17 protein-coding genes are annotated in these 18,356 nt (G+C 42.7%); 8 read left to right on the forward strand and 9 right to left on the reverse strand.

All coding sequences use genetic code 11. From position 1 onward, the window contains the following. Positions 1–1,059 precede the first annotated feature (1,059 nt). Positions 1,060–1,866, forward strand: coding sequence for a superoxide dismutase (locus ACEYW6_RS04725; RefSeq protein WP_412978810.1), 807 nt, complete (start codon positions 1,060–1,062; stop codon positions 1,864–1,866). Positions 1,867–2,075: 209 nt separating this feature from the next. Here the strand turns inward: ACEYW6_RS04725 and ACEYW6_RS04730 are convergent, their stop codons facing one another. Further along, a complete protein-coding gene (locus tag ACEYW6_RS04730; RefSeq protein ID WP_412978811.1) occupies positions 2,076–3,410 on the reverse strand; it encodes a hypothetical protein in 1,335 nt (444 codons plus the stop codon). 205 nt (positions 3,411–3,615) lie between these two features. After that, positions 3,616–4,257 carry a hypothetical protein gene (locus ACEYW6_RS04735; RefSeq protein WP_190893098.1) on the reverse strand — a complete coding sequence of 214 codons (642 nt, stop codon included), beginning with the start codon at positions 4,255–4,257 and terminating at the stop codon, positions 3,616–3,618. Positions 4,258–5,359: 1,102 nt separating this feature from the next. Here ACEYW6_RS04735 and ACEYW6_RS04740 point away from each other — a divergent pair. After that, positions 5,360–5,788, forward strand: coding sequence for a hypothetical protein (locus ACEYW6_RS04740; RefSeq protein WP_196510624.1), 429 nt, complete (start codon positions 5,360–5,362; stop codon positions 5,786–5,788). Positions 5,789–6,261: 473 nt separating this feature from the next. Here ACEYW6_RS04740 and ACEYW6_RS04745 read toward each other — a convergent pair whose 3' ends face one another. After that, on the reverse strand, positions 6,262–6,399 hold the full coding sequence (locus ACEYW6_RS04745; protein ID WP_190893094.1) for a hypothetical protein: 138 nt from the start codon (positions 6,397–6,399) through the stop codon (positions 6,262–6,264). A 105-nt stretch (positions 6,400–6,504) separates the two neighbouring features. Between ACEYW6_RS04745 and ACEYW6_RS04750 the strand changes: the two genes are divergently transcribed. The 6 genes from ACEYW6_RS04750 (at position 6,505) to ACEYW6_RS04775 (ending at position 12,479) form a co-directional block, all read left to right on the forward strand. Beyond that, entirely contained in the window at positions 6,505–7,869 is a 1,365-nt protein-coding gene (locus ACEYW6_RS04750) for an APC family permease (RefSeq protein WP_412978812.1), read from the forward strand. 108 nt (positions 7,870–7,977) lie between these two features. Then, complete coding sequence (locus ACEYW6_RS04755) at positions 7,978–8,637, forward strand: class I SAM-dependent methyltransferase (protein ID WP_190893090.1); 660 nt, start codon at positions 7,978–7,980, stop codon at positions 8,635–8,637. 440 nt (positions 8,638–9,077) lie between these two features. Further along, positions 9,078–9,887, forward strand: coding sequence for a glucose 1-dehydrogenase (locus ACEYW6_RS04760; protein ID WP_412978813.1), 810 nt, complete (start codon positions 9,078–9,080; stop codon positions 9,885–9,887). Between the two features lie 62 nt (positions 9,888–9,949). Further along, positions 9,950–11,353 (forward strand): glycoside hydrolase 100 family protein, encoded by a 1,404-nt coding sequence (locus ACEYW6_RS04765; RefSeq protein ID WP_412978814.1) that lies wholly within the window; start codon positions 9,950–9,952, stop codon positions 11,351–11,353. Positions 11,354–11,598: 245 nt separating this feature from the next. Next, positions 11,599–11,901, forward strand: coding sequence for a hypothetical protein (locus tag ACEYW6_RS04770; protein WP_412978815.1), 303 nt, complete (start codon positions 11,599–11,601; stop codon positions 11,899–11,901). Between the two features lie 104 nt (positions 11,902–12,005). Beyond that, positions 12,006–12,479 (forward strand): hypothetical protein, encoded by a 474-nt coding sequence (locus ACEYW6_RS04775; RefSeq protein WP_196510618.1) that lies wholly within the window; start codon positions 12,006–12,008, stop codon positions 12,477–12,479. Between the two features lie 57 nt (positions 12,480–12,536). Here ACEYW6_RS04775 and ACEYW6_RS04780 read toward each other — a convergent pair whose 3' ends face one another. The 6 genes from ACEYW6_RS04780 to ACEYW6_RS04805 all read right to left on the reverse strand — a co-directional run. Then, positions 12,537–12,719 (reverse strand): hypothetical protein, encoded by a 183-nt coding sequence (locus ACEYW6_RS04780; RefSeq protein WP_190893081.1) that lies wholly within the window; start codon positions 12,717–12,719, stop codon positions 12,537–12,539. A 132-nt stretch (positions 12,720–12,851) separates the two neighbouring features. Further along, entirely contained in the window at positions 12,852–15,860 is a 3,009-nt protein-coding gene (locus ACEYW6_RS04785; RefSeq protein ID WP_412978816.1) for a UPF0182 family protein, read from the reverse strand. Positions 15,861–15,996: 136 nt separating this feature from the next. Continuing rightward, positions 15,997–16,194, reverse strand: a complete 198-nt coding sequence (locus tag ACEYW6_RS04790; RefSeq protein ID WP_412978817.1) for a type II toxin-antitoxin system HicA family toxin — start codon at positions 16,192–16,194, stop codon at positions 15,997–15,999. Next, complete coding sequence (locus ACEYW6_RS04795; protein ID WP_412978839.1) at positions 16,195–16,440, reverse strand: DUF1902 domain-containing protein; 246 nt, start codon at positions 16,438–16,440, stop codon at positions 16,195–16,197. A gap of 307 nt (positions 16,441–16,747) precedes the next feature. Then, complete coding sequence (locus tag ACEYW6_RS04800; protein ID WP_412978818.1) at positions 16,748–16,981, reverse strand: hypothetical protein; 234 nt, start codon at positions 16,979–16,981, stop codon at positions 16,748–16,750. Positions 16,982–17,007: 26 nt separating this feature from the next. Next, the coding region (locus ACEYW6_RS04805) for a WD40 repeat domain-containing protein (protein WP_412978819.1) at positions 17,008–18,356 on the reverse strand (1,349 nt) is incomplete at its 5' end.

Consider the following 18,356-nt stretch of genomic DNA (forward strand, 5'->3'; position numbering starts at 1 on the left):
AACTAAATATTTGAAAAAAGTTCCGACCTATTAGGGTTTCATACAATTTAGGCTGATAGCACTCTTGACTTTGGAATATATAGACATTTTTTTAGAAAGTAATTTAGCAAAATTTTAGAAATAAGATTTGATTTTACATTGATTATGTCAAATCTAAAAATCGTCTATATTCTAGATGTAGATATCAACAATTATTGGAAAATAATGAACTTATGGATTAGGTTTATCCATAAATAATTCCTACTTCAAGAGTCAAGATTGGGCATGAATCAAAATTTGAATAGGGGTAGCAAGTCTGCGAACACCTGAATACAAAAGCATTTTCACACCTCCACTAAATCTTTGATTTAGTGTTCTTCAAGACACCTCTACGAGATACTCTTGCTAACTTGCTTTCCGCTAGCTAGGGGTGTAGATTCGTTTTCTCGTATCGCTATCATTGGTCACCACTGATATCGAGTGGTAGCGAGTCTACCTACCCTTGCAAAGAGGCAAGCTAGCAAGAGCCTCTAGTGGAGAGTGTATTGATTATGACTTTTTCAATGTTCTGTATTTTAATTAACTCAAAATCACTACACATTTGTCAGTAATTCAATTTTTAATGTTTACAAGGTTTTAATTATAGGTTTAGCAAAATAAAACTTCAGCTATATCTGTCAAGAGTTTTGCTTGTCATTTTAAGTTATATACCCTAGGGAATAAATTACAGAATGTCCTTAAAACTAGATACTTTTATGTTAGAATATATGGAAAAATATTATCTAAAACTTTTAGACATTAAAGCTATATTACTTTTAAGCTATATTTATTACAAAACTTTTGAATGAATTATTTTTGCATTGGGAGCTTATCTAGTAGAGGGTTTTCACTGAATATGGGGCTTTTGAAGTGCGTGTAAATGACCCCAAGCATTGGCAGTGATTAATTCTCTTATATTGAGTATTTTTGCTCGAATTACTTGACAGCTAAGGTAAAATATATTTGGCTTGATTGGGCTGCAAAACAACAGTACATGAACAGATTACAAGCCAAATATTATTGATTTAGAGGATACAATTTATGATAAGGGTTTGGCGAGAAAGGATAGTCTTTTTCTTGACAACAATTTTGCTAACAATTCTGGTAATTTCTTATGAACCAGTACTAATAGCTGAGGCGCAATCTTCTACACCAACACCAACACCAACGGCTGCTAGGTCATTTCCTCCTGTAGCTTATCCTAATAGGTCACTTAGTGCTTCTCCCGCACAGCTACCACCATTGCCTTATGCTTATGGAGCGCTAGGAAAAGCTATTGATGCTGAAACGATGAAATTGCATCATGATGCACACCACGCTAGCTACGTCAATAACTTAAATGATGCATTGAAGCAGTATCCAGATTTACAAAAAAGAAGTGTTGAAGCTTTACTAGTAGATTTGAACAGCGTACCTGAAAATATTCGGACAAAGGTACGTAATAACGGTGGTGGTCACCTCAACCACACAATTTTTTGGCAACTTATGAGTCCCGAAGGTGGTGGACAACCATCCGGAGCGATCGCTCAAGAAATTAACCAAACTTTTGGCAGTTTTGATGCCTTTAAAAAACAGTTTAACGCAGCAGGTGCCGCTCGTTTCGGTAGTGGCTGGGTTTGGCTAGTACGCAATCCTCAAAATCAACTCCAGATTGTGACCACAGCAAATCAGGATAACCCGATTACCGACGGATTATATCCGATTATGGGTAATGATCTATGGGAACATGCTTATTACCTAAAATATCGCAACCGTCGGGCTGAGTATTTAAATAATTGGTGGAATGTAGTGAATTGGCCGCAGATTAACAGGCGAAACCTTTCCTTGGGAACGCTACGCGAACGGTAAGCTTCTCTACGAGACGCTCCGCGAACGCTAACACAACTTTCGTCACAACAGTCTCGTTAACAATACTAAGACTTACACAAGCGTCATATTTATTTCTTAGTAAAGGTTGTCCAGAGCGGAGCGTCTCCGGCTCCGTTCTTGGTTCCCATAACAGAAAATATATGTGCCAGTTCCGTAAGCCCTGAAATAAATGAAAGCTGCTGTAAGAATTACGTTAGCGTAGCGTTAGCGAGTATTCGAGCGTCATTACGAATTTTTAAAGACCGATGTTTGTAACGAACTATACATAGTAGAACAATTAGCAATACAAGCGCTTTGATCATTGATGGCTCCACTACCTTCTTTACTTCCGTAGGAGTTTTAGGAGTAAGATTACACGGAATCTCAATAATCTGTGTGTGATCAGAACCATTACCACTAGGAGTCAGATCGCATTCGCCTTTGCTGGTGAGAGACAAAGGTGTAGGTGTAGGTGTATCTGTCGGAGGAACAGATGCTTGAGATGAAGAACTATCGCCATCCAGTAGTAGAAGCAGAACTAAACCAAGAACCCCAACTCCGACTATTGGCCAGAGTAGATCAAAATCAGGACGGTCTTGTACCAAAACATCTCCTACAGAGCCAGGAAAAGTATCGAAACTTATTGCTTCTGCGTCCAACGCTACCGGATTACCACTCAGCAACATATCTCCTGGGACATCTTCTCCCAAGAGCTGACTAAATTCCTGTGGAATTGCGTTATTGGGGCGTCCGAGTTCCCCACCATCTTCGGAGTATGGAAAGGATAGTACTTCAAAAATCCTCTGTTGGAGTTGGTTCCGATCTCCAGAACTCAACGCATCCAGGCCTGTTGAGATTTTATCTAAATAAAAATTTGTCATCTCTGGCGACAGACCCAGAGACTTAATCTGCTCCTTAATGTTGGAAATTTTTGAGGCTTCCTCAAAGAGCAATCGTCCATATGACAATTTTAAGTCTAGTAATCCATTACGCAGACTGACCGATTTATTGGCTTCTGAGTATGGTGACCAGTAGAACTGCTTGGTTACAAGTCCGAGTCCTTCTACTGGGTTGCGACCAAAACGTTGTCCAAGAAGGTATTGAGATTCATCCATGATTGCAGCCGATCCGTTTCTCCAAAATGAGGCGAAAGGCACCGCAGAGAGATTGGGATTGTTACCGTAAAAGCTAGCGAAATTCTGGAAGTTTTTCTCCCCACCAGCTGCTCGTATCAGGAGGTTTTGATAGCTAGTCCCACCGTTTAAATCTAGTAATCGCTGGATTACCGATCCAGTTTTATTGCAGGTCAGACCAAATCCCACATCACATGCAGGAATAACTCGCATCTGGCTCAGATTCTGGTTATTGATTTGGTACTGGAGATACTCATACTCCAGTCCTTGTTGAATACCATAGCGTCCAATATTGAGCTGTGCAAAAGCAGACTGACACGTAGTGAGTACTACTGCAACAGATGAGAATAAGATGGTCGCAAAGCGAACCCCTTTCGGCATCGCAATTCTTTGAACGATTGATTTAGGCAAGATGCACCTCCACTAAATGACAGCAATTTCATTAGTTGTTCACGTCCCTAGTTTCAGTCCGTAGGGTCGATATTAATAGCTCTATAAATTCAACGAGTCGCAACGATAGGGCAGACTCATCGAGTCTGTAAACAGCGTTCCTCTCCTTGGTCAATATGGATTGGGGATTGGGAGAAAATTCATTCCCAACTCCCCAGTCACAAGTTCAACTCTTAGGTAAATAAATGTTGATCGTGATTCCGGTACCTTTAAGATTTCCTGATGAGAGTGTGTGATATAAGACCAATGCCCGGTTTGGTTGGTCGAAAAGAAACCCACGACGTGTGGGTTTGATCTTCCCTTCCTTTACTAAGGAAACAAAGGCTTCTAAATACCTACGTATACCTTGACGGTTTTCTTGACTAGTATTCATATGACGCTTAATCAGCATCATAAAGAAGTCCAAACTACGATTTTCCTGTCCCTGAATCAGATTGCCCTCATCTAGGAAAGAACTTGCTATGAGCCTGCCATCAACTTGTTTAACCTTAAAGAGGGTAAAGTAACGCCCTTCTTTTTTAGGATCGTTCGCATAACACACCCAAGAGCCTTCTTGATTCTGTGTAAAACCCTGTTCAGCAAGGTAAGAAAGCAAAGTATTACTTGCCTTGGTTTGTGGTGGAGGTAATAAATCCTCAATCGGATCTAACGAGCAAATCCTCTGTGTTGTTTTCCCTTCAGAAACAGCAGGAGTTTCCTGGGTATAGACACGTAAGGGCTTGTCGTCAGACATTGCCATACTAGACATCGCAGCGAACGCAGATATTTGAAGAACGATCGCTCCAAACAAACGAACAATGATATTCATGTTTTTCCTGTTACTCCTGCTTACGTTGTTAATAATCCAGTCGTTGCTAAATCAGGATTGATTTAGCAGTCTTAAATCGTTTGTTCAATTTAAGTGTTTGCCTCATTTGGTCGAAGGTAGCTTAAGTTTTCACCCATCAAATAGGACTTTGATATATGGGTAACTAAGTACAAAGACTATCAATATCAAAATAAAACACACAATTTCAATTTTTTATTGGCAACAGAAATTTAGCTTTTTGCATATTTTTACATATACAAAAAGCAATTGACATCGCGTCAAAAATTGTCTATTTACTCTTGTCTAATTTTTTGCCATTTTATGAGGGTTTTATGCCTTCTTAGCTGGCTGTAATGGTTCCTAAAAAAGGGCTTTTTTAGCTCTTTAGTATCTTATATAAGCAGACTTTCAAAAGCTCTGTGCTTTGCACCTTGGTGCTTTTGTTGATTTTCTGGGTGGGTTGAATAATTTTTTGTTTTTTGGAGGTAGCACACCTAACTAGCTGTTTCAGCATGGTTACAATTTAATGTATAAAATAATATCTCCTGACAGTAAAATAATATTACCATGAGCTTGAGACATGCAACAGTATTGTGGACAGTTGTCAAAGTTGTACACAGTGAATTGTAACCACCTCTTTATTAAATTTCATGGCAAATAGCTGAGAGTCAAAATCAATTTGCTTATACATCCTAGTATTTCCAAATCTAGTACTCTTGTTCTTAAAATAGCAAAGGCATGTTTTAAATATAACTATTTTTTGAATTAATATACGTATAATTAATATATTCTAATTGCGGGATAAGTTTGATTGTCTGATCTTTAAGCTACAAGCGATCGCATCAAACCAAGTTAGATTAGATTACTAGGTATAAAATTTACAAGTTAACAAGCTGTTGTTGCTATAGACCTTATAGGCATCTAAGGCTCAGATTCCCGAATCTATATATTGTCACGACCAAAGAGGATGTCCTTAAATCTGTTCTGTAGATAGAGGAATATCCTGAGCAAAGTTAGTATATTTAGAAATTGGGGTGTTAACAAGTTTGACTATAATTAAGATATCAACTATCAACTCGGTATTTTTATAAGCTTTGGCAGTATGAATGTGGAATTTTTTAACAGGATTCCTTTGATGCCTTTAGTATTACTATGGTTGGCTTACACTCTCCTGGGATGGTATCTTGCTGCTCATCATATTATTTGGTTGGTAGGAGCTTTTGTAGCTGCTATGGTTATAGCTGTAGTACGGAAAAGTATTTCTTGGTTAGAGCGTTTAGTTGAATTTGGATCTCAAACCTTAGTTGTTATATTATTTTTAAGTATATCAATTGCTTTAGTAGCAACTTGGTCGTTATTATTAAGGCTTTTTCTCATACCCCTAGCAACTACGCTTTTAGCTGATTTGGAAATGCGTTTTGCTGGTTTCAATAAGCTAGATTCATTTTGGATTTTAACAGTTCTAGCCGTATTGGGTTTGATCATGGGCGAATTAATAGATATTCTACTTTTTCCCAGTAGCAGATATTAAAACATTAAGGCTAACAAAAGATTTTTATCAATAAATAATTCAGAAGTTATAAGCCAGAATTGAGAATGTTTCTGAACGAAAAAGCTCATAAATCAAGGGGTTGAAGTCCTCAATTAACATGTTTATTTAGTGGTCAATAAGAAAGTGGTGATAAGTGAATCTCCCCACTAAAAGGTTGCTCAATTCTGAATTATTTAGTAGGGGCGTACATCTGTGCACTCCTACTGAGTCTGAAGTTTTAAGCGATCGCTGTCTCTAGCTGCTTGATAAAGCAAAGCACGATTACCCGCTATTAGTCAATCATTCTTTAGATTACTATAAATCCCACTCACGGAAGACGTTTTATTTAGTAATATTTTCTAGCCTATTACCAGAATTCATACAAACTAACAATGTAAATACTTCTGATAAAAATCGGAGGTAGAAGGTGGACATTGGGGAATTAACAGCGAACTGGGACATGGTTCCTTGTTTCAGATTAAATTGCCATTGTTCTGACAAGCATAGATGTTGTCTAGCAAGAGAAATTGAAGCGATCGCTCTAGGGAGATTGATCTGAACGTGGCGAGATGGATATTACCGTTTGAAGACATATCACTGATGATTGTCATTTTTGAGTCACATTTGTTTTGAACTATAGAGATATTAGGTAAAACAGTGCAAAAAAAGATGAAACAAAGCGGCGAGTCCCCACTCAACACTAATAAGGGAGTAATGTGAGTAGACGTAAAGACTACAGTTTGCTTCAGCAGACAACAACAGATCAAGTAGCAGCACCCAAGCCATCGCTGACATTACCAGATGCAGTAGCTTTGATTGTCGGTATTGTCATCGGGGCGGGGATTTTTCAAACCCCGGCTTTAGTGGCAAATCAAGCAGGTAGTGATTTTGCCGTACTGCTTTTTTGGCTAATTGGTGGTGTGGTATCTCTGGTAGGAGCGCTTTGCTATGCAGAGTTGGCGACTGTCTATCCCGATGTTGGAGGTGTTTATTATTATTTGAAGCGTGCATTCGGGCGGGGAGTTGCCTTTTTATTTGCCTGGGCGCGAATGACAGTAATTCAAACTGGTTCTATTGCCCTGTTGGCATTTGTTTTTGGCGATTATGTTTCTCAGATATGGCGGCTAGGAACGTTTTCGTCTTCTATTTATGCAGCCATAGCGATCGCACTTTTAACTGCTTTGAACATCATCGGTTTACAACAGGGTAAGTGGACGCAAAATTTGCTGAGTGCTGCGAAAGTTCTGGGTTTGTTGCTGGTAGTAATTCTTGGGCTTACCGCCATTCCTAATTCTGCTACTGCCGCCCCTGTAGAATCTGCATCATCAGGAACGTGGGGGCTAGCGATGGTGTTTGTGCTGCTTTCCTACGGCGGTTGGAATGAAGCCGCTTACATCTCGGCAGAAATTCAAGATGGACGACGTAATATAGTGCGATCGCTAATGTGGAGTATTGGCATCATCACTGCCATTTACTTACTGATCAATCTGGCTTACCTGCGGGGACTGGGATTAACAAACATGGCCCAGTCAGAAGCAGTAGCCGCAGATTTAATGCGCTCTCTTTGGGGCGAACCGGGAGCCTTATTCATCAGCATACTGATTGCGATCGCCACTTTGGGAGCAACCAACGCCACAATCTTTACCGGAGCACGTACTAATTTCGCTCTGGGACAGGATTTTTCGCTATTTGGTTTTATGGGACGCTGGCAACAACGTCCAAGCAGTCCTACTCATGCCTTATTGTTGCAAGCTGCGATCGCCTTAGCACTGGTTTTTTTAGGCACGCTCACCCGCAAAGGCTTTGAAACAATGGTGGATTACACCGCCCCAATATTTTGGTTTTTCTTCATGCTTTCCGGCATATCACTGCTGGTATTGCGAATCCGTGAACCCCACATAGTGCGTCCATTCCGTGTGCCATTTTACCCTTTCACACCATTACTCTTTTGTGCCGTCTGCGGTTACCTGCTTTATTCCAGCTTGGTTTATACAGGTGTGGGAGCAGTCGCAGGTGTTTTAGCTGTAGCAGCAGGTATCCCCGTGTTGTTCTGGAATAACTATCGCCAACGTAAGACTTAATACAATTTTGGATTTTGGATTGTGCAACCCAAAGCAATTCAAAATTTTACGACTATCAGTTGTTTTACTAACTACTGACCACAAGCTACTCAATCAAGGAGAAAATTCATGAACTTCAAAAAAATTCTGTTTCTAATGGTTACAGGGGTTAGTATTACCAGCTTGGGAATTGCTGGGTGTACACCGCAAGGGACAGACTTAGAAGCCGGGACACAACCTTCTACTTTGACTGGTCAGACCGAAACCGAAACACCAGCTGCTACAACTCCCACAACTCAACCACAAGAACGCCCTGGCGATGTTCCTTATGTACCTACACCACAGCCAGTGGTAGATGCAATGTTGCAAGTGGCAAAAGTGGGTAAGAATGATGTGCTTTACGACCTTGGTAGTGGTGATGGGAGAATTGTCAATACTGCGGCACAAAAGTTTGGTACGCGCGGTGTCGGCATAGATATTAATCCCGAACGCATCCAAGAAGCTAATGAAAATGCCCAAAAGGCAGGGGTAACTGATCGCGTGAAGTTTGTCCAGCAAGATTTGTTCACCACTGACTTTAGTGAAGCAACAGTAGTTACACTTTACTTACTGCCCGAAGTCAACGCCAAACTCCGTCCCAAGCTATTGAGTGAACTCAAACCAGGTACTCGCATTGTCTCCCACGCCTTCGATATGGGCGATTGGAAACCACAGCAAACGCTGAATGTAGAGGGCAAAACTATTTATTACTGGGTAGTTCCTGAAAATGTGCCAGCGAATTTGCGCTAGGGACTAATACCATTTTCAACTGTAGGGACTTACATCTGTACATTGGTGTCAACTTAAGCTAGACCTCGTTTCCAGCAAGAGGCTGGAAATGCTACTCAAAAGCGGCTCTGCCGCCAGCAAGAGAGGCGGCAGCCCCAACGACGGGCATTCCCAGTCGGAGACTGGGAACGAGGTAAGAGATAATCTTTAAAACCTTGTTTTAGACTGGCTTTCACGTTAAGTTGACACCAATGACATCTGTACGCCCCTACTAATTGATCTGTAGCAGAGATTTCGTCAAATACTATCAGAAATTCAAAATCAGGAAAGACCTATTTTTAATTTTGAATTCCATCTCTGGGGGGTTGACAGTGCCAACTTGGGATGTTGAAAAAATAATTTAAAATCCAAAATTGTTTGACTGAGTGCAAATTCAAGCAAGGGCAGCTTAGGGAGGAAATATGATAGGCTTAAAAGGAAAGAATGCTTTAATTACAGGTGCAACTTCAGGTATTGGTCAAGCGATCGCTATCAGACTCGCTCAAGAAGGGTGCAACATCGCTATCAACTACCGCAAAAGCCCTGAAGCTGCGGCAGATACAGAAGAGATGGCATTGCAAAAAGCCTGCGGAAATATCGAAAATTGTGGTGTGAAGTCGCTACTGATTCAGGGAGATGTCTCCCAAGAATCAGACATTGTTGAGATGGTCAACACCGTAGTAAAGGAATTTGGCAGTTTAGATATTCTAGTCAACAATGCTGGCATTCAAACAGAAAGTCCATCCCACGAAGTTACTACAGCAGAATTTGACCGGGTAATTGCAGTCAATCTCCGGGGTGCTTATCTCTGCGCCCGTGAAACTATTAAACACCTCTTGTCTCTTAATCGTCCGGGGGTGATTATTAATATTTCCAGCGTTCACGAAATTATTCCGCGACCGATGTATATCAGTTATTCCATTAGCAAAGGCGGTATGGAAAACCTGACCAAAAGCTTGGCATTGGAATATGCCAGCCGAGGTATTCGTGTCAACGCCATTGGCCCCGGAGCAACAGTCACGCCAATAAATCAAGCCTGGATAGATGACCCCGAAAAAAAGGCGATCGTGGAAAGTCACATCCCAATGGGGCGTGCTGGCACCTGTGAGGAGATGGCAGCCGCAGTAGCTTTTTTAGCTTCGGATGAAGCCGCCTACATCACCGGACAAACCCTATTTGTAGATGGTGGATTGACTCTCTATGCTGACTTCCGAGAAAGCTGGTCAGCTTGAGGTAAGGCTTGCGTACTTTCCACAATTGAGCCGATACATACCATTAGTGGAATTAAACGCCCATGACTAGCGCGATCGATAAGAACAGTCTGCTGGAAGCAGAAGCCTGGGAATTGTTGGAAGAGTCGATAATTTATTACCAGGGAAAACCCATTGGGACTGTAGCCGCCCACGATCCGGAGTCAGATGCACTCAATTATGACCAGTGCTTCCTCCGCGATTTTGTCCCCTCTGCATTGGTGTTTCTCATGTACGGCAAAGCAGAGATTGTGCGTAACTTCTTAGTAGAAACACTGAAATTACAAAGTCATGAAAAGCAGATAGACTGCTTTGAACCAGGAGCGGGATTAATGCCTGCAAGTTTCAAAGTACATTCTAATGGGAATGAGGAATTTTTGGTCGCTGATTTTGGTGAACTAGCGATCGCTCGTGTTCCCCCAATTGATTCCTGTATGTGGTGGATTCTCTTGCTACGCGCCTATGAAAAAGCTACAGGCGATTTGACTCTAGCGCGTCAGCCAGATTTTCAAGCAGGAATCAAGTTAATTTTGGATCTTTGCTTGGTACATCGCTTTTCCATGTATCCAACAATGTTAGTTCCCGATGGCGCGTTTATGATTGACCGTCGCATGGGAGTCTACGAACATCCTCTAGAAATTCAGGTGTTATTCTATGCGTCTCTCAGGGCCGCTAGTGAATTGCTTTTACCAGATGGGGATGGCGATAGCTACCTTGGCAAAGTCAATAGGCGATTGGGATCTTTGAAATATCATATCCGCAACTATTACTGGCTAGACCTGAAGCGATTGGGGGAAATTTATCGTTACAAAGATAACGAATTTGGTAAAGAAATTGTTAATAAATTCAACATCAACTCAGAATCAATTCCCAGTTGGTTGACCGAGTGGTTGCCCGAAACTGGAGGATATCTAGCGGGAAATTTGGGGCCGGGACGGATAGATTTTCGCTTTTTTGCTCTGGGAAATCTGATGTCAATCTTAGCTTCCTTAGCCAGTGAAAAAGAATCTCAAAGCATTATGAATTTATTTGCCCAACGTTGGCAAGACTTGATCGGCTATATGCCTGTTAAAATCTGCTTTCCAGCAATGGATGGTTTAGAGTGGAGAATTGTTACAGGATGTGACTCTAAGAACAGGGCTTGGTCTTATCACAACGGCGGTAACTGGCCCGTTTTACTGTGGTTATTTACCGCTGCGGCAATGAAAGCAGGTCGAACAGAACTTGCTCAAGCAGCTATAGCCATTGCCGAAAGGCGTTTATTTAAGGATCAATTTCCGGAATACTACGATGGCAACAATGGTCGTTTGATTGGTAAAGAAGCTAGAATTTATCAAACTTGGAGCATCGCCGGATTGCTAGCAGCCAAAAAGTTGCTGGAAAATCCAGATTACTTGGAATTAATCAGCTTTGCAGAGGGTCTTGAAGTCCCAGGCTGTAGCCTGTAGGTAGTGAATGCCCCCAAAGCTATGATTTAGCTGTTGTACTTAACTTATACAGGATGCTAGTACCGCAACTCTTAAAGACGCTACGCACATAGCAAAATCACCAAAGGAGTACGCAAAGATAAACTTGAAATCCTCAAATACCGGATAACTGATACACTATATTGTAAGAGGTATCTGAAGTGTCATACTCAGTAGTATCACAAGATAGTCTTTGCATCATTAACACGTTTTAACGTGTATAAACCATGAAAACTACTTCAGATTTAATTTCAGAATTTGAAAAACTATTCAGACAAAAATTGCAACTAAATAATTGTAAGCTCAGGAAGAAAAGACAAGAGAATAATTATGAAATTATTACTCCAGCTAAAGACATTTTTTTAATGTATTGGTCTGAATTCCCAGATGTTAACTTAATATATCAAGCTGTAGGGGTACGCACTCAGCAGACTGGGGTTTATGAACGCGCTATCCGCTCCCATATTAGTTCTAGTCTGAGTAGTATCCAGGAGAATCCTCACTCGGAAACACCATTATTGGTGAAATAACGAATACTCAGATAACACAGAAAATATTTACTGAACTCTCGCCAGCTTTTGTAATAGAACTGACGAGAGTTTTTCACCGAAAATCTGTTGATCAAGAGATAAAAATGCAATCCGAAAAAAATCAAGATCAAGATCAGCTAGATTATAAAGCCTTGTTAGCGAATGCAAAGCAAGCCTTAAAACTTGAATACCAGAAATCAGCCGCTTTAGCGTCCCAACTACAAGCTATAAAAACTCAGTTAGCGCAAGTTCAGGCTGAAAACAAAACTCTCAGAGAGAGTGCTTACGAAGATGTAATTAAGCACTTTGAGGCGCGGACTCAAGCAGCGGAAGCACTAGCACTAAAAACAGAAGTACACCAAAGATTCCTTGAAGCCAATGGTTGCAAGGATGATGAGAGCTTCGATACTCTATGGGATAGTATTAAAAATAAGATTCAGATCCAAGATGGTGAAGTGAGAATTGTTGCTCCAAATGGCACTCCTAAGTTCACCTTAACGGGCAGCATGATGACTTTGAGGGATTTTATTCAATCCCTCAAACAAGATCCAATCTCTAGAAAGTTTTTCTACAACTAAAGAGCCAAATTCATGAAAGCCTATCGCTAGAAGGGGACTAAAGATTGTAGCAGAAAGTTATTCATCTTCGTCTCCTGGCGGTCGCTCGCTCTCGCTTTGTTGGGCGTTCCACTCCAAAACAATGCGTTCCAACATCTCAGGTTGCGTACAGTTATTAACATCGGCGTACATTTGAATCAACTGCCTCACTTTAGGACTAATGTGGCGAATCTCTAGTTGGTTACTTTGCACCATGTTCATTAACTTTTAGTGTCTATTACATATGTTGAACTATTAAACTATGTCTGTTGCAATAAATTTTGTTAATGGCGATGTCTTACGACAAGCCGCTGTGCGTCTACGCTAACTGTCGCCCTATGTAACTATTTAGGCTTAACCTGGTGGGGCTGCTTCTTCAAAGGGACGAATAATCGCAGGGGCTGGTGTGACTTCTGGTTTAAAAATTCCCTGCAATGCTTGTTCTAAGGTTTGTGCCATGACAATCCGGTTTTCGTAAGCCACGACTACCCGCACCAACGTTGGTAAGCTATTCTGTGTGGCTTCTAGATAGATTGGCTCGACATACAGCAGCGATTCTTCAATGGGAATTACTAGTAGATTGCCCTGAATTGCTCTCGAACCCTGGCGATTCCACAGGGAAATTTGCTGAGAAATCACTGGGTCTTGGTTAATCCGCGCCTCAATTTGCTCTGGGCCGTAGACCAGTCTTTCTTTAGGAAAAGTATATAGTAATAGCCTACCGTAATTATCGCCATCCGATCGCGCCGCTAACCAAGCGATTAAATTAGTCCGTTGTCGGGGAGTATAAGGTAGAAGCAGAATAAATTCTTCAAACGGTACAGTGGGTAGACTAGTAATCAAATAATAAGGCTCTACCGGACGGGTTTCACTGCCATAGATTTCGTTAGGAATCTGCCACTGGTCTTCCCGATTGTAAAATACCTGTGGGTCGGTCATGTGGTAGGTCATCAACCGCTGAGATTGAATTTTGAAAAAGTCCACAGGATAGCGAATATGACTGCGGAGAGTAACTGGCATAGCACTGAGCGGTTTGAAGGTGTTGGGAAATATCCTTGACCAAGTAGCAATGATCGGATCGCTGGGATCGGCAATATAGAAATTAACACTACCGTTGTAGGCATCAATCACTACCTTGATCGAGTTACGAATGTAATTGATACCGTCGTTACTAGTGTCTGAGTAAGGATAGCGATCGCTTGTTGTGTAAGCATCAACAATCCAGTAAAGATAACTGGGATTACTTGGGAAATCTTGATTAGCCGCAGCGGCTACTAAATAAGGGTCGCTGTCAAATTTGAGGAAAGGTGCGATCGCTTGAATTCTTTGTTTGACATTTCGCCGCAGTAGCACCTTTGTCTGTGGCAAAAAGTCCCGCGTCAGCACCATCTGCCAATCTTTCAAATACATGGCGAATAACCACCGTCGCCATGCTGAACCGATTTCAACGCCACCCAGACCATCGTAAGAGTTGTAAACATTATCACTACCACTTGGGTAGTCTAACTCTCGAACCCTTGTGCCAGTCATCACATAAGTATTGGCTATTTCACCGTAATAAATTCGGGGTTGCCCAATGGGAATACTTTCACGAATGGCTTCACTGGAAGTTGTCAGAGCGCTACTATCACCGCTAATATCTTTGACAAAATATTCTGGTAGCCCACCCGGCCCAACTGTATTAACTGGGCTAACAGTAAACCCGAAACCGTGGGTATAAATTAAATGGCGGTTAACCCATGTTTGAGCTTCCTGTGGTACGCCAGTGTAGTCTAATTCTCGTGCAGCAATCAGTACCTGCCGCCTTTCTGTTGATTCAATTGCTTCCTGCTGAGGTTCTGGTGGTTTTCGAGGGGCAGATGGTCGGCGGGAAATTACATCTGTTTTCAGAGTATACCGATCAATATCGGCATCGGGGAACCGATAATATGGCCGAATTTGTTGCAGCTGACGGTTAGTTTCTAACAGTGGTCGCTGATCCCAAAGGCGAATATTCCGAATTGTCAAGTCATTAGCTTGAATATCAGCTTCAGTCAGTGTTCCTTGAGGGTTGAAGCCTCTGGAATCGATCGCCTCTAGATCGAATGCTTGGCGAGTCAAAGCGATAGTCCGCTGAATGTAGGGTTGCTCCCGTTGTAACTCATTAGGTAAGACAATTAAATATTGCACCACAGTAGGTACAACAACATCAGCTAATACAACTAGTACTAGATAAACCCCTAATCCGTAAAATACCAAGCGACGATACTGGGATTTGGGTTTCCAGAAAAACGTTCGCCAAAGTAGGTAAATTGCGATTGCTACTGCCACAATGCACAAAACGGTATAAGCTGGCAACTGGGCTATCACATCCGTGTAGCTGGCACCATAACTAACACCACGGTTAGAATACACGAGTTCATAGCGACTCAGCCAGTAACTCAGAGCCACTACCAGCATCAACAAGCCACCCATACCGGATAAATGACGCTGCTGCTGGGGTGAAAAACCAGGGAAAATCCCCTGACTCAAACTGTCAGCCGACAAGAGATAAGTGAGAGTAACGGCGACAAAGCCATACAAACATAATCCCATCAGCCAGAGTTCTAGCAGTTCCCAAAAGGGTAAGGAAAAGACGTAAAAGCTGATGTCTCGACCAAATAAAGGCTCAGTGCTGTTGAAAAGGGTGGGGTGAAAATATTGCAGCACCTTTGCCCAGTTTTGGAATACAATCAACCCAAAAATGGGACTGAAGAGAATTGCGATCGCAGTTAATAAAAATTGGGGATAAATTAAGATTGCGATCGTTACTCCCCCAATTAAGCCGAGATACCAGACTTGAGAGACAATCTGCCTCAACAGTTGCCAGATTGTCTCTGGTCGGAATAGGACAATAATGGGTTGACTAGCTTTATTAACTGGAGGATGCCAGTAAGAAAGAGCAATTTGACCATAGTGAGCCAGCATTAACCCGATCAACAAGCTCAGTACGAAAGCTAGGGGTAATAACCAGCGCAATCTGAATGGTTTAAGGCGTTGTGGCGTAAGTGTCCGGGTTTCGTTGCGTGTTTGATAATGAGGACTGAGAAAATTCTTTAATTCGCTGCTCAGTTCTGCTTCCTCACGCCTCACTTCTTCAATCTTCAAAGACTGGGGATATTTTAACCGTTGTGCGAGAGCCAGGTTTAGCAGTAAATAGGCAGCAGTTATCCCAGCCACCACTACCCACAAAACACCACGAGTTACCACCCTCAAGAGAAATACTTGGAGGTAGCCGACTTCCTGAAACCAAAAAATCTCTGCTCCCATGCGGGAACCCAAATCCAGGAGCAGCCACAGCCCGAAGAATACAATTAATAGTCTAAAGCCCCATTTCCAATACATTTGATTCACCACCATTCACCCTTAGAACTCGGTTGTTGCAGTTCAAGGCACGAAGTTCCGAGTTCCCAGCCTCAAGCTTGCTGATTAGAAGTCTATTTTCCTGTTCTACCGTCCTTACTTACTACTTGCTACCTCCCTAAAAGGCTTTAAGAAGTCCAGCTTGTTTCAAAACTCCATTAGCGGTATGGCGTGATTTGATGGTTCCGTCTACAACAAACCGACGATCTGTAATTGGACTGTACCAGATTTCATGATCTCCTTTGCCTTGCCGTTCAAAGTAACACCCAACTTCTGAAAGCATCTTTTTCAACTCAGGAGTAAACGACGCACCCATCTATGAAGCCACCTTAATCAACTCTTGTCGATGGCTGGTTAACTCAAAGGTGATAGAACCCACATAGTCAGGAGGGACAATTTTGTTGAGAATGATCAGTGCTGGAATTATTTCTCGTAGCTTTTGCATCAAAACCTCAATGGTAGAAGCTTCTGTTACCAATCCAGGTACATCATCACTAGTTGTTACCCAAACTTCTGCGTCTGAATCCCAAAATGCTTCAACCTTAAATGTGATTTGCGCCATCATTAGAGTGCTTACAACGTAGTTCCAGTTTAGATCATCTGAGTCATTGTAGGGGCACGGCAATGCCGTGCCCCCCAACCCATTTGGCATCTCAACAAGAAACAATATTGTTTTACACGATGCATATTAAATTTAAATGATACTAATTCCTTTACGGGAAATTACAAATAAATTCTTGGCTGGGGTGAACAGTTGTATCAGGGCACAACATTGTTGTGCCCCTACGCAAGATATTTGTGGTAGCTTTAGTTTGCAGGTTTGTGAAGATGGAATAATAAGGAAAATATTCGCCCTTGAATCACCATTATTAAGCCTTGGATCTCGGATGTTGCAGTTCTGAGCATGAAGTTTCGAGTTCAGAGGTCGAAATTTCGAGTTCAAAGGTGGAAGTTCCGAGTTTAGAGGTCGAAGTTTCGAGTTCAAAGGTGGAAGTTCCGAGTTCAGAGGTTGAAGTTTCGAGTTCAAAGGTCGAAGTTCCGAGTTCTGAAGGTGAAAGCTGGAGTTCTGAGCCTAAATGGTGGAGATAATAAGTACAGACCATTGTAAGGGCACGGCATTGCCGTGCCCCTAGCCATGTTCTTTACTCCAAACATATTTACGGCAGACTTCGCAAGCGGCTTTTGCTTCCTCTGTTTGCGGATTGGTGAAGATGGGATGGTAACGCAACCTGTCGCAACAGACTTGCAACCATGCACGCCAACTACCCCGCCACAACCGCACTATGCCATCACTACCACCACTAACAATCGTTTGCCCATCGTTGCTGATGGCCACAGAATAGACCCGACTCTCATGACCACGGAAGGGTTCGGCTAAGGGAAGACCTTGGCGATTCCACAACCGCACCGTGCCGTCATTACCGCCACTGACAATCGTCTGCCCATCGGCGCTGATGGCGACAGAATAGACCCAACCCTCATGACCACGCAATGGTTCAGCTAAGGGAAGACCTTGACGGTTCCATAACCGCACCGTGCCGTCATTACCGCCACTGACAATCGTCTGCCCATCGGCGCTGATGGCCACAGACCTGACATCATCCTCATGACCACGCAATGGTTCGGCTAAGGGAAGACCTTGGCAATTCCATAACCGCACTATGCCGTCACTACCGCCACTGACAATCGTCTGCCCATCGTTGCTGATGGCCACAGAATTGACAATATCGACATAATCCTCATTATGACCACGCAATGGTTCAGCTAAGGGAAGACCTTGGCGATTCCACAACCGCACTGTGCAGTCATCACTGCCACTGACAATCGTCTGCCCATCGTTGCTGATGGCCACAGACTTGACAATATGCTCATGACCACGCAATGGTTCAGCTAAGGGAAGACCTTGGCGGTTCCACAACCTCACCGTGCCGTCATTACCGCCACTGACAATCGTCTGCCCATCACTGCTGATGGCGACAGAATAGACCCAACCCTCATGACCACGCAATGGTTCAGCTAAGGGAAGACCTTGACGGTTCCATAACCGCACTGTGCCGTCATCACCGCCACTGACAATCGTTTGCCCATCGTTGCTGATGGCCACAGACTTGACATCACCCTCATGGTCACGCAATGGTTCAGCTAAGGTAAGACCTTGGCGATTCCACAACCGCACTATGCCGTAACTACCGCCACTGACAATCGTCTGCCCACCGTTGCTGATGGTCACAGAATAGACAAAACCTTCATGACCACGCAATGGTTCAGTTAAGGGAAGACCTTGGCGATTCCACAATCGCACTGTGCCGTCACTACCGCCACTGACAATCGTCTGCCCATCGTTGCTGATGGTCACAGAATTGACATCACCCTCATGACCACGCAATGGTTCAGTTAAGAGAAGACCTTGGCGATTCCACAATCGCACTGTGCCGTCACTACCGCCACTGACAATCGTCTGCCCATCGTTGCTGATGG

This window comes from Nostoc sp. UIC 10607, assembly GCF_047228265.1.
Lineage (GTDB): Bacteria > Cyanobacteriota > Cyanobacteriia > Cyanobacteriales > Nostocaceae > Nostoc > Nostoc foliaceum_A.

Coding starts and splice junctions, on each gene's coding strand:
- ACEYW6_RS04760 (WP_412978813.1), top strand. CDS start 9,078: ATGATAGGCTTAAAAGGAAAGAATGCTTTAATTACAGGTGCAACTTCA.
- ACEYW6_RS04775 (WP_196510618.1), top strand. CDS start 12,006: ATGCAATCCGAAAAAAATCAAGATCAAGATCAGCTAGATTATAAAGCC.
- ACEYW6_RS04740 (WP_196510624.1), top strand. CDS start 5,360: ATGAATGTGGAATTTTTTAACAGGATTCCTTTGATGCCTTTAGTATTA.
- ACEYW6_RS04795 (WP_412978839.1), bottom strand. CDS start 16,440: ATGGCGCAAATCACATTTAAGGTTGAAGCATTTTGGGATTCAGACGCA.
- ACEYW6_RS04780 (WP_190893081.1), bottom strand. CDS start 12,719: ATGAACATGGTGCAAAGTAACCAACTAGAGATTCGCCACATTAGTCCT.
- ACEYW6_RS04735 (WP_190893098.1), bottom strand. CDS start 4,257: ATGAATATCATTGTTCGTTTGTTTGGAGCGATCGTTCTTCAAATATCT.
- ACEYW6_RS04800 (WP_412978818.1), bottom strand. CDS start 16,981: ATGGTCTGTACTTATTATCTCCACCATTTAGGCTCAGAACTCCAGCTT.
- ACEYW6_RS04755 (WP_190893090.1), top strand. CDS start 7,978: ATGAACTTCAAAAAAATTCTGTTTCTAATGGTTACAGGGGTTAGTATT.
- ACEYW6_RS04790 (WP_412978817.1), bottom strand. CDS start 16,194: ATGGGTGCGTCGTTTACTCCTGAGTTGAAAAAGATGCTTTCAGAAGTT.
- ACEYW6_RS04765 (WP_412978814.1), top strand. CDS start 9,950: ATGACTAGCGCGATCGATAAGAACAGTCTGCTGGAAGCAGAAGCCTGG.
- ACEYW6_RS04745 (WP_190893094.1), bottom strand. CDS start 6,399: ATGACAATCATCAGTGATATGTCTTCAAACGGTAATATCCATCTCGCC.
- ACEYW6_RS04725 (WP_412978810.1), top strand. CDS start 1,060: ATGATAAGGGTTTGGCGAGAAAGGATAGTCTTTTTCTTGACAACAATT.
- ACEYW6_RS04785 (WP_412978816.1), bottom strand. CDS start 15,860: ATGTATTGGAAATGGGGCTTTAGACTATTAATTGTATTCTTCGGGCTG.
- ACEYW6_RS04770 (WP_412978815.1), top strand. CDS start 11,599: ATGAAAACTACTTCAGATTTAATTTCAGAATTTGAAAAACTATTCAGA.